6 protein-coding genes are annotated in these 7,477 nt (G+C 71.6%); 3 read left to right on the top strand and 3 right to left on the bottom strand.

The window, feature by feature from the left end; genetic code table 11:
* Window positions 1–53: 53 nt before the first annotated feature.
* Window positions 54–1,241, bottom strand: coding sequence for a DUF4190 domain-containing protein (locus tag ACFQ7Q_RS25470; RefSeq protein ID WP_383559044.1), 1,188 nt, complete (start codon window positions 1,239–1,241; stop codon window positions 54–56).
* A 132-nt stretch (window positions 1,242–1,373) separates the two neighbouring features.
* Between ACFQ7Q_RS25470 and ACFQ7Q_RS25465 the strand changes: the two genes are divergently transcribed.
* The gene (locus ACFQ7Q_RS25465; RefSeq protein WP_383559042.1) at window positions 1,374–2,609 is read left to right on the top strand and encodes a serpin family protein; all 1,236 of its coding nucleotides are present in this window, start codon (window positions 1,374–1,376) and stop codon (window positions 2,607–2,609) included.
* Window positions 2,606–4,042 (top strand): translation initiation factor 2, encoded by a 1,437-nt coding sequence (locus tag ACFQ7Q_RS25460; protein ID WP_383559040.1) that lies wholly within the window; start codon window positions 2,606–2,608, stop codon window positions 4,040–4,042. Before ACFQ7Q_RS25465 ends, ACFQ7Q_RS25460 begins: the two co-directional genes overlap by 4 nt.
* A 70-nt stretch (window positions 4,043–4,112) precedes the next feature.
* On the opposite strand, the gene ACFQ7Q_RS25455 is transcribed toward ACFQ7Q_RS25460, so the two are convergent.
* The gene (locus tag ACFQ7Q_RS25455) at window positions 4,113–5,687 is read right to left on the bottom strand and encodes a S8 family serine peptidase (RefSeq protein ID WP_383559038.1); all 1,575 of its coding nucleotides are present in this window, start codon (window positions 5,685–5,687) and stop codon (window positions 4,113–4,115) included.
* A 178-nt stretch (window positions 5,688–5,865) separates the two neighbouring features.
* Between ACFQ7Q_RS25455 and ACFQ7Q_RS25450 the strand changes: the two genes are divergently transcribed.
* A complete protein-coding gene (locus tag ACFQ7Q_RS25450) occupies window positions 5,866–7,008 on the top strand; it encodes a threonine synthase (protein ID WP_383559036.1) in 1,143 nt (380 codons plus the stop codon).
* On the opposite strand, the gene ACFQ7Q_RS25445 is transcribed toward ACFQ7Q_RS25450, so the two are convergent.
* Window positions 6,980–7,468: a cupin domain-containing protein gene (locus tag ACFQ7Q_RS25445; RefSeq protein ID WP_383559045.1), complete on the bottom strand. Its 489-nt coding sequence runs from the start codon at window positions 7,466–7,468 to the stop codon at window positions 6,980–6,982. The two genes, ACFQ7Q_RS25450 and ACFQ7Q_RS25445, sit on opposite strands and share 29 nt — an antisense overlap.
* Between the last annotated feature and the right edge of the window lie 9 nt (window positions 7,469–7,477).

Here is a 7,477-nt window from a genome sequence, read left to right as displayed (position 1 = left end):
GGTCTCCCGAAGGAGGCCCGGCCCCGCCGACGTGCGCCCGACCGGCCCGCGTGTCAGGTGGTCCGGCTGTTCCCCGCGGGACCGGCGAGCCCCAGGGCCGCCCGCGCGTCCGCGCCGACGTCCTCGGGCAGGGCCTCGAAGGCCACCTCGTACATCTCCCAGTAGGCGTCCGCGTCCGCGGACCGGGCCAGCTTGTCCCACTGCTTCGCGGCCGCGTCGAGCTCCTTGCCCAGGTCGGCGACCGGCTTCACGGCCGTACCGGACCAGCGGTGGCTCCTGAGCCCCTCGCTCGCGTCCACGATCGACGTGTGGACCCGCGCCGCCCACGCCTTGTTGGCCGCGAAGTCCCCGTCGGCGTCCTCGTCCGGCTCCTCGAAGACGGCGTTCTCCATGGGGTTGAGGTTCTGCAGGTAGTACAGCTGGTCGGGGTCGAGGGTGGTCTCGTCGGCGCGCAGGGAGCCCTTCAGCGGCTCACCGTCCTCGACGGCGAGCGTGCAGGTCACGGAACGGTCGCCGGTACGCCAGCTCTGCCGGCTCGGGATGTAGTAGTAGTCCCAGACGTGCTCGGGAATCGCCCAGTTGTCCATGGCGTACGCGCTGCTGATCTCGGCACAGCGCTCCTCCGCGAGCTTGTCCAGCCGGTCCTCCCCCGGCCACTTGTCGAAGCCGGTGACCTTGTAGCCGCCGACGACCTCACCGTCGTGCGGCTTCGCGCAGTCGACGATCGCGACGTCGGTCGTGTACGACTCCAGCTTGCCGTCGACCTCGAAGCACTCGCCCTTGCGCAGCGAGAACGCGGACTTCGAGCTCGCCGCCTCGTCCATGCCCTCCTTGAAGCTCTTCCACGTCTCGCCGAAGCCTCCGGTGACCAGGCCGAGGACCATCAGGAGACAGCTGAGGGAGGACAGGACGACGCCGGCTATCGCGAGGCCCTTGCCGGTCTGGTTCTTCCTCTTGATCTGCGGAAGGGCGATCAGGCCGAAGATCAGGCCCAGGGGCGGGATGCAGCAGACGATGCCGGAGACCAGGGAGGCGATGGCCAGGCCGTTGGTGGTGGGCGGCGGCGCTCCGTACGGGCCGGGAGCCGCGCCGGGACCGTAGGGCGCGTACGGGCCGTAGGGGCCGGGAGCGGCGTACGGACCCGCCGCGGGCGGGACGGCTCCCATCGGGTTCGACGGCTCGGGTGCGGGCCAACCGCGCCGGGGCGGCTGAGAATCCTGGGGCGGCTGGGAGGGCTCCACGACTACGGTGCTCCTGTTGGGGCGGGTGCGGGACAGCTGGAACGGCGCGAACGGCCGGAAACAGCCGGAAACAGCCGGCACAGACATGCGAACGGGCGCGCGCATCGTACGTGGTCCGAGGGCGGGGGCGGTATGCGGTCGGCATCCACGGCAATACGGGCGGAGACGGTACGAGCGGTCAACCGGCTCACATCACGGTGGGCGGGCACGCTCGGCACCGGGAGCGATGTCCTGTCCGCGGCGGGAGTCTGGCCGCTGCTGGCCTTTCTGGCGGACGGCGCGGAGGGCCCGGCGCGGGAGGAGCTGGAGGACGCCCTCGGCATCCGCGCGGACGAGGCGGCGGAGGCGGCACGAGGGCTGCTCGGGGCCCTGGGAGCGATGCGGGGGTCGGCCGCGGCGATCGGGCTCTGGACGAGCCCCGAGGTGGAGCTGCGCGAGCGGTGGGTGAGCGGCCTTCCGGAGGCCGCCCTCGGCCGCTTCACCGGTGACGCCGACGCGGACCGCGCGGCTCTGGACGCATGGGCCGAGGAGCGTACGGGCGGGCTGATCCCGGCCATGCCGGTCGGCCTGGACGAGGAGACCCGGCTGGTCCTCGCCGCCGCCCAGGCCGTACGGACACGATGGCTCCAGCCCTTCGAGGACGGTGAACTGGCGCCCGAGTCCGGCCCGTGGGCGGGGCGGTACCTGAACGGCCTGCGGCGCCGCACCTCGCTCCTCGACCGGGTCGGGGTCGCCCGGACGGCCTCCGGTCCTCTGACGGTCCTCAAGGTGCTCGGTGACACCGGCGTCGATGTCCACCTCCTCCTCGGAGAGGAGGAGACGGAGCCGGGCTCGGTCCTGAAGGCCGGGATCGACGTCCTGTCGGGCGCGTCCAAGGCCGTGCCGGGCGACCTGCTCCCCCTCGGGGAGCAGGGACCCGGCCTGAACGTCCGCAACGCGCGCAGCTACGACCGCGCGCCGACGCTGTGCGTCACGACGTCCCCGTTCTCCCTCACCGCCGACCACGACCTGCTGAAGTCCCCCGAGGTGTTCGGCCTCACGTCGGCTACGGACCGCCGCCGTGGTCACTTCCCGGGCATCAGCGCGTTCCCGCTCGCGATCGCCGAAGCCCGCCAGTCGGGCATGGCCCGTTTCGACGCGGAGGGCTTCGAGGCGGCGTCGGTCTCCGCGATGGGCGCGGTCGCGGGCGGGGCCGCACCGCCTCCCCCGCCGTACGTGGTCCGGCGCATCGACGTCGACTTCGACCGCCCCTTCGGCTTCCTGACCGTGCACCGCACCTCGCGGCTGGTCCTGACGGCGGGCTGGGTCGCCGAGCCCGTGGACCATGTCTTCGAGGACGAAGAGGACGACGAGGGGTTCGAGGCGTGAGCGCGACCCTCCAGGGACTGGCCGCCAACCCGACCGCGCCCGTGGACGTGCTCCTGCGGCTGCTCGACTCCGGGGACGGGGCCGTCCACTCGTCCTTGTGCCGGGGTCGACGGGAGATCCCCGACGAGGTCGTGGCGGCGATCCTCGCCCACCCGAACCCCCGCACTCGCGGAGGACTGGCACGCAATCCGTACGTCTCCGGGGAGCTGCGCGGCCGGGTCGTGGACGACGAGTTCTGGCTCGTACGGTCGGGCCTGGCGAGCGGCCCCGGTGAGGACACGTGGCCGCGGCACCTGCCGGACCATGTGATCGACCGGATGTACGCGACCTACGACGGCCAGGAGCTGGATCAGCTGATCACCTCGCGCCAGGCTCCGCGCCGTACCCTCCTCCGGTACGCCACGCACCCCTCGGCCACACTCCGCCGGTACGGCATCAACATGTGGCGACGGCTCTCCGAGGAGCGCCGGGCGGCGCTCCTCGCCGACCCCGACCCGGAGATCCGGGCGTCCGCCGCGAGGCGTCTGGAGGAGGACGACGCGGAGGAGATGGAGCGGCGGCTGCGAGCCATGCCCGGGACCCGTTCGCACGCCCACAGCCACATCCTCGTGAACTGCCGGCTCTCGCGGGCGGTCGTCGACGAGCTGCTGCTCGAACGCGGGGACGACGACCTGTGGTGCCTCGCGCACAACTACAGCACTCCCCCGGACGTCGTCGCCCACGTCGCCCGCGTCGGCGACCCCAAGGCCCGGCTGGAGGTCGCCGGACGCGAGGATCTCCCCCGCGACCTGGTGGACCTCCTCGCGCGCGATCCCGACCCGGAGGTCCGTACCGCCGTCTCGATGCGTCCCGAACTGACCGAGGACGAACGCGCGGCCGTCGACTACGTCGTCCCCCCGCTCACGGACTTCCGGCTGGGAGAGGACCCGTACGGTGCGCCGCTCTCCCACGCCCGGTCCGCCCATCCCCTGCTGCGCCGCCGCGTCGCCCGCAACCCGGACCTCCCCGCCGATCTCGTCGCCCTCCTCGCGGCCGACGACGACCTCGGCGTACGGGTGCTCCTGGCGCAGTTCCATCCCGGAGCGCCGCCGGAGCTGCTGCTCCGGTGCTACCTGGAGTACACGGGGTGGTACCGCGACCGGCTGCTCGAACTGCCGCGGTTCCCGGCCGTCGGCCTCGGCCCCCGTTTCGCGGCCGCCGAGGACCCCGCCGAACGCCTGCTGGCCGCACGCGACCCGGAGCTGGACCCGGTCGTCGCCGACGCGCTCACCTGCGACGAGGATCCGAGGATCCGTGCGGCGGCGGCCCGGAACCCGGCTCTTCCGCAAACGCGGCTTCATCAACTCCTTGAAGACGAGGAGTTGTCGAAGGACGCGGCCGCCAACCCGGCGCTTCCCCCGGAGACGATGTACCGGCTCCTCGGGGAGGCATGACGAAGGGGCGGCCGCCCGTCGGCGACCGCCCCCTCACTGCTCACGTTCTACTGTGCGGAAGGACTCCCGTTCAGAACTGCAGCGCCCAGGAGTCGATCTTCCCGGTGTCGAGGCGCGCGTTGTCGCTGACCCGGAGCTTCCACGTGCCGTTGGCGACCTCGGAGGAGGCGTTCACCGTGTACGTGGTGTTGATGTTGTCGGAGCTGCCGCCGGTGCCGTACCCCTTCAGCGTGTACGCCGTGCCGTCGGGAGCGATCAGCTGGACCTGAAGGTCACCGATGTAGGTGTGAACGATGTTCACGGGCACCTGGAGGGCGGAGGGCGCGTTGCCCGTGACACCGCTGACGGTGACCGGGGACTCGACGGTCGTGTTGTCGGCGATGGCGAAGTCCGCGGTGTTCTCGAACTTCTTGCCGGGCGGCGGGGTCGTGCCGCCGCCACCGACGAAGAGGAGGCGGTTCGGCGAACCGGTGCCGGGGCTGCCGACGACGTTCGGCGTGGCGGCGTTGGTCAGCGCCGTCGACACCTGGGCCGGGGTGGCCGACGGGTTGTCCGCGAGGTAGACGGCGGCCGCGCCGGCGACGTGCGGGGTGGCCATCGACGTACCCGAGATGGTGTTGGTGGCGGTGTCGTTCGTGTTCCAGGACGAGGTGATCGAGGAGCCCGGGGCGAAGATGTCCAGCGCACTGCCGTAGTTGGAGAAGCTGGAGCGGGCGTCGGTGTTGGTCGTGGAGCCGACCGTGATCGCCTCGGTGACGCGCGCCGGCGAGTAGTTGGAGGCGTTGGAGTTGTCGTTGCCCGCGGCGACGGCGTAGGTGACGCCGGACGCGATGGAGTTGCGCACGGCCTGGTCGAGGGCGGTGTCGACCCCGCCGCCCAGGCTCATGTTGGCGACGGCCGGCTTGACGGCGTTCTGCGTGACCCAGTCGATGCCGGCGACGACCTGCGCGGTCGTGCCGGAGCCCTGGTTGTTGAGCACGCGGACACCGACGATCTTGGCCTTCTTGGCGACACCGTAGGAGGATCCCGCGACGGTGCCCGCGACGTGCGTGCCGTGACCGTGGCCGTCCTGGGCGACGTTGTCGTTGTCGATGGCGTCGTAGCCGTTGAAGGCCCGGCCGCCGAAGTCGCTGTGGGAGATGCGGACGCCGGTGTCGATGATGTACGCCGTCACGCCCTGGCCCGCGCTGTCCGGGTAGGTGTAGCTCTGGTTCAGCGGAAGGGCCCGCTGGTCGACCCGGTCCAGGCCCCAGGAGGGCGGGTTCGGCTGCGTGCCGGAGACCTTGAAGACGCGGTTCTGCACGACGGACTTGACCGCGGGGTCGGCGGCGAGCTTCCTGGCCTGCGCCTCGCTCAGCTCGACGTTGTAGCCGTTCAGCGCCGACGTGTACGTCCTCTTGATCGTCGCGCCGTGCTTGGCCGCGACCGCCCGGCCCTTCGAGGTCTCCGCCTGGGCGGACTCGTCGAGGGTGACGATGTAGCTGCCCTCGATCGTCCCGGGGGCCCCGGCGTTGACGATCACGCCTTCGGCGGCGGCCTCGGCCGCGGTGGCCGGGAGGGTGGAGGCGGTGCCGAGGGCCAGGGCGGCGACGGCTATGGCGCTGGCGGCGACGAGTCTGCGCCGCGAGTCACGCATCACGGACATGTGAGGGATCCTCCTCATTGGTGGTGCGCTGCTGTGGGGGTACGGCAGGGACATGTCAAGAAGACGCGGAAGGTCCACGTCGATTCGAAAGTCCGGCTGCCGAGCGAAAGATTGACGGATCCATAGGAATCACACAAGGCCTGCGAGCGCCCCGTCACATGCGCGACACACCGCTGCCATGCTGATGACCATGACCACGTATTCCTGCCCCCGATGCCGAGTCCAGGCCCCCGCCGATGCCCTCACCTGGTGTTGTCCACAGTGCCGCGGCCCCTGGGACCTGGAGTTCGCCAGTGCACCCGTGTCACTCAAGTCCCTGGCGTCACGCGTGAATTCATTGTGGCGTTACGAAGAGGCGCTGCCACTGGCGACCGAGATCCCGCATGTGACCCTCGGCGAGGGGCGCACGCCCCTGGTCCCGCTCACCGATGCGGTTTCGGCCAAACTCGACTTCCTCATGCCGACGTTGTCCTTCAAGGACCGGGGCGCGGTCATGCTCGCCGAGCTGGCCCGGCGCCTCGCGCAGGGCGGCGGCCTGCGCCGCGTCGTCGCCGACAGCAGCGGCAACGCGGGCACGGCGATCGCCGCGTACTGCGCGCGGGCGGGCCTCGACTGTGTGGTCTACGTACCGGACGGCACGTCCCCCAAGAAGCTGGAGCAGATCAGGGCGCACGGCGCACGGCTGACCGTCGTCCCCGGCGACCGCGAGGCGACGGCGCGGGCGGCCCGGGAGGCCGCCGACGAGCCGGGCACGTTCTACGCCTCGCACGTCCACAACCCGCACTTCCTGCACGGCACCAAGACCTACGTGTACGAGCTCTGGGAGGAGCTCGGCGGCGTGCTCCCGGACACGGTCGTGGTCCCGGTCGGCAACGGCACCCTGCTCCTGGGCGCCGCGCTGGCCATCGAGGAGCTGTACGGCCACGGGCTCGTCGACACCCGCCCGGCCCTGGTCGCCGTACAGGCCGAGGCGGTGTCCCCGCTGGCCGCCGCGTTCCACGCCGGCGCGGAGGAGCTGACGGAACCGGCACCCGTACGCCCAACCCTCGCCGAGGGCATCGCGATCCCGAACCCGCCCCGCGCCCGCCAGATCCTGCGCGCGGTCCGCGAGACGGGCGGCACGTTCCTGACGGTGACGGAGGATCAGATCCACGCGGCCCAGCTGGACCTGGCGCGCCGGGGCCTCTTCGTGGAGTCGACGGGCGTGGCCTGCTGGGCCGCCGTGCGCGCGACGGCCCCGCGCCCGGGCCTGACCGTCGTGCCGCTGTGCGGGGCGGGCGCGAAGACGGGGCTCAGTCCGTCCAGTACGTATCGTGCTTGAGGAAGAACTCGGCCCGCTCGTCGTCGGTCATCCGCGCGACCGTCGACACCTTCTCGAAGTACTCCTCACGGGGCGCGCCCGGCGCGAAGAGCAGGAGCATGGAGGCGGGCGCGTCGGAGTCGTTGCGGAAGGCGTGCAGCCCACCCGTCGGGACGTACAGGAAGTCGCCCTTCTCGGCGTCGACCCACTGAGCGCCGTCGTAGAGCCGAACCGTTCCGTCCAGGACGAAGAACGTCTCGGAGATCGTCTTGTGGAAGTGCGTGGCGGGGCCGCCGGCCTTGGGGGTCATGTCGACCCGGTAGAGCCCGAACTCGCCGCTGGTGGAGGCGGTGGTGGCCAGGTAGTGCGTCCGGGTCCCGTTGGCGGCGGTGAGGTCGGCGGGCGTGCCTGCCGGGCGGAAGGCGGCGCTGACCTCGCCTTTCTCGCCGTGGTAGCGGGGTTCTGGGTACGACACGGGGATGTCTCCGTT

The organism is Streptomyces sp. NPDC056527 (assembly GCF_042794475.1).
Classification (GTDB): domain Bacteria; phylum Actinomycetota; class Actinomycetes; order Streptomycetales; family Streptomycetaceae; genus Streptomyces.
This window is presented reverse-complemented; position numbering and strand designations above follow the sequence as displayed.

Coding starts and splice junctions, on each gene's coding strand:
- ACFQ7Q_RS25465 (WP_383559042.1), top strand. CDS start 1,374: ATGCGGTCGGCATCCACGGCAATACGGGCGGAGACGGTACGAGCGGTC.
- ACFQ7Q_RS25455 (WP_383559038.1), bottom strand. CDS start 5,687: ATGTCCGTGATGCGTGACTCGCGGCGCAGACTCGTCGCCGCCAGCGCC.
- ACFQ7Q_RS25450 (WP_383559036.1), top strand. CDS start 5,866: ATGCTGATGACCATGACCACGTATTCCTGCCCCCGATGCCGAGTCCAG.